Raw genomic sequence first — 3746 nt, 5'->3', positions numbered from 1 at the left:
GCTTCAGGCAACCGACGGCGATATCAGCCTCGATACCGAGACGCTGACTGTGGCTGACTTGAAGGACACCGACCAATACAAGAATGTCGGCGGTTCTATCGGCATGAGCGGCGGCGGGCTGAACTCCATCGGCTTCTCCTATGAGAAGAAGGACAAGCAGGGCGAAACCCGCACGACGCTGGATGCGTCAGGCGAATTGAACGTGACCATTCGCGACGCGGACAAGGACGGTGTTGCCGGAACGGAGGCGGACAAGGCGGCAGCCGAGCAGCTTCTCGCCTCCATCAACAAGGATGCCTCGAAGTATCAGGAGATCACGAAGGACGACTACACCAAGCTGTCGGGTGAGCTTGATGTGCAGAACCTGATCGAGTTCGGGGATAACATCAAGGCGATCCAGAATTATCAACGAGCCCAGAGTGCGCTGGTTCCGGGAGAGATCGCGGCTCAGGGTGGTCGGGCTGTCGATGTCTGGCGCAAAATGATCATCAATGGTGCGTCGCCGGAAGAAGCAACAGCGCTTGCCAAAGGCGACCCGATTTTTGAACTCACAGTTCGCAAGCTTGAAACTGCCGACGCGGCAATCGAGCACTACGGCAGTATGGATAAGCTGCCCGAGGGAACCCTGACGCTGATCGCGATGGGCCAGACAATCCTGTTCGGTAAGGCGAGCAATTATGAAGGGGGCGCGGTCGTCGTTCCGTGCGCTACGAATGGCGTCTGCCAGGTGGAATTGGCAGCCTATCTGCAAACGTTGAAGACAAATCCGAATTCGGTCGAGATAGCAGTCGCCAATTTCCGTAATGAAGTCATCAAGGGCCTAACGAGCACCTCGACCGATGACGTCAACGGTGGACCTTTCCGTCTCGATGCTGCGTTCCGTGATCTCTTGAATTGCGTATCCGACAACCCGGTCAATGCGGCGGACGATCTTCTTGCAGCATATCGGGCCAACCCCAGCGGGTTTCAGGCGCTGGCTTATCGCACGGCTGATACGACGCGGGTGAATCCACAATCTGTCGTCGCGGCGATGGAAGGACTGGCTTCGGGCGGCAACATCGCTCAGTTCGAGACCGATATGACCCTGGCGCAGTTACCGCGATCAACGGCCCTCGATGGCCTCTTGACCATTGCCGGTATCGCTTACGAGTTCACGCCGGTCGCCGATACGGTTGCGATGGTTGAAGCCGCCGATAGCGGTGATGTCGCCGGCATCATGATCGCGGGGGTCGGCTTCCTACCCATCGCAAAGGCAGGGAAGCTTCTGGGTAAAAGTGCCTCCGCAGTCAAGGATGTCCTTAAGGCCGGGGGCGATGGGGCTGCTGAACTCGGAAAGCAGATCGTTGATAAAGCGCCAATCCACCATATCTGCACCAACAAGAATTGCGTATCGACGGCTAGAGGAGGGCCTTGGACTCCTCGATTCGAGCAGATTTTTCAGAAGGCAGGGCTTGACCTCGAAGATGCGTTGAACAAAGTCGCCGTTGTAGGACACAAAGGGCCTCATCCCGAGGCATATCACGCATATGTACTCAGGAATCTGACCGGTGCGACGTTTGGCTTGCAAGCCGGATCTCCGCAGTACAAAAACGCAGTAGAGGAAACTTTAAAGCGGATTGGCAAAGAAGCTTCCACGCCAGGAACTCCAGTTAACAATTGGCTAACGAAGAGGTAATGAATTGTTATTTTGGCAACTCGAAGACGATATAAATTACCCAGGAAGATGGTACCTTGATGAAATAGCAGGGGACAACATTAACAGCGGATATAATTGGCAATTTTTAACGGGGGACGGCGTTGTAGATCAGAGGTATAGATTATCTTTAACACGTGACGGTGTTGAGATGGATTTTACTCTCACTGACGCATTTGTTGTTCCAGTAGTAAGTGATCGGCTAAAGAATGCTCTCAGTTTCGTGGAAGGCGTAAGATTTTTTGAACTGACGTTGGAAAGAGAAAAACAGACTTTTCATCAGTACTACGCTATGGTCACCGACAAAATGATAGATTGTTTTGACGAGGAATCATCTGTTTACCAAGTTTTTACACGAGATGATCCCGTTCGCCCAGATCGGGCGGGGGAGTACCACTCTGTTCTCAGACTGGTTATCGATCCAGTAAAAGCCGCTGGGCATGATATTTTTAGAGTAAAGCGGTATCCAACGGCAATGATCGTTAGCGATCGCATAAAAAGTGCTTTAGATAAACTTGATCTGACTGGACTCAAATTCGAATTGTGCGCTTGAGATGTGCGTTATTTGCGAACGCATTTAGCGCGTGCCGCTCCGCAAAGACCTTCGTTCTTCTGGCCGCGTGCCATGCTCACTGCGATGGAAAGAAAGCTCAGATTGAGTATGCAAGGTTATGGTCATCTCGCTGCAGGCACAGGGCTGGCGTGATAGTTTCTCTTTCGACCTGACCATTGGTGTGAACCCGGCCGACTGGACTCTTCGTGGCTCGAAGGAGGATGGTTTCAAGGCATGGTCCCTCCGGCTCGGGGATTGTGGCTGCGCAGGGCATCGATATTGAATGTTCCACAAAACTCGCTTTTGCTTTTTCAGAAGGGATCTGAGGTTTATCAGTTCAATAGATTCAATGGTCTTGGACCTAACTGAGAGGCGGTAATGGGTTCCTTTAAGTGCCGTTGCGGATACATCATGCTTTTGAAAAGGGGAGTGGAACCATACGAACAATACATAATGCAATCTAGGGTGGTCGATGTAGAGTTATATGATCTAGCGGAAGCGCTAATAAGCGACATTCAAAATATGAAAGGTCTAGCTCGCGATATGCGAATGGACGCATTTGTCTCTGCAGTAAAATCAGGGATGGAGAGTGTTTTGCGGTGCCCTAATTGTGATCGGATTTGGGCAGGTACAAATAGGAATGAAGTATTGATGGCTCATGTTAGAGAGATTGATACGGAAAAGATTGCGTGAGGGCCTTCTTGTGATAGCTGCAGTAGGATTCTCCTCTTATTAGGCATCACAAAACTTCTGGAAGAGCGAGCAACGTTGGTCCGAGAGCCAGATATCCGAGATGACGGCTGGTGGCGATATCGTCATGAAGGCCGGGCTGGATGTCATCCTTGACCAGGGTACGCGGATGGTCTCCGGTGGCGATGTCGCCATCGATGCCGGTCGCGATATTCTCCTGGCCGCCCTTGTCGACTACGCGAAGGACAAGTCATCCTCCTTTGGCCTGCAGCTCTCCCTGTCCTCAATCGGGTTCGATATCGCCAAGTCGAAGGGTTATGACGAGACGCTGACGAATGCGTCGATTACCGCGGCTGGAAACGTCTCGCTGACATCTGGCCGCGACACGGCGCTTCTGGGCGGCAACATCATCGGCAGGACCGTCGATCTGGATGTTGGGCGCGATCTCACCATTGTCTCGCCGCAGGCACAGGGCTGGCGTGATGGTTTCTTCTTCGGCCTGACCATTGGTGTGAACCCGGCCGACTGGAGCGTTCGCGGCTCGAAGGAAGACGGATTGAAGGCATGGTCTTCCGGTTCGGGGATCATTGCGGCCCAGGGCATCGATATCAAGGTCGGTGAAGATACGACGCTGATCGGTGCGCTGCTTCAGGCAACCGACGGCGATATCAGCCTCGATACCGAGACGCTGACTGTGGCTGACTTGAAGGACACCGACCAATACAAGAATGTCGGCGGTTCTATCGGCATGAGCGGCGGCGGGCTGAACTCCATCGGCTTCTCCTATGAGAAGAAGGAGGACAAGCAGGG

At 53.0% G+C, this 3746-nt stretch carries 3 protein-coding genes; all 3 read left to right on the top strand.

The features are described from left to right. The coding region (locus O8B93_RS27760) for an AHH domain-containing protein (RefSeq protein WP_269713095.1) at window positions 1-1675 on the top strand (1675 nt) is incomplete at its 5' end. 4 nt (window positions 1676-1679) lie between these two features. Then, window positions 1680-2246, top strand: coding sequence for an imm11 family protein (locus tag O8B93_RS27755; protein ID WP_269713094.1), 567 nt, complete (start codon window positions 1680-1682; stop codon window positions 2244-2246). 793 nt (window positions 2247-3039) lie between these two features. Beyond that, window positions 3040-3746 (top strand): hemagglutinin repeat-containing protein (locus tag O8B93_RS27750; protein WP_269713093.1); only part of this gene is annotated, 707 nt, incomplete at its 3' end.

The organism is Martinezella rhizogenes (genome assembly GCF_027460065.1).
Taxonomy (GTDB): domain Bacteria; phylum Pseudomonadota; class Alphaproteobacteria; order Rhizobiales; family Rhizobiaceae; genus Agrobacterium; species Agrobacterium rhizogenes_C.
The sequence above is the reverse complement of the archived record's forward strand: the minus strand, read 5'-3'. Positions and strand labels throughout refer to the sequence as shown.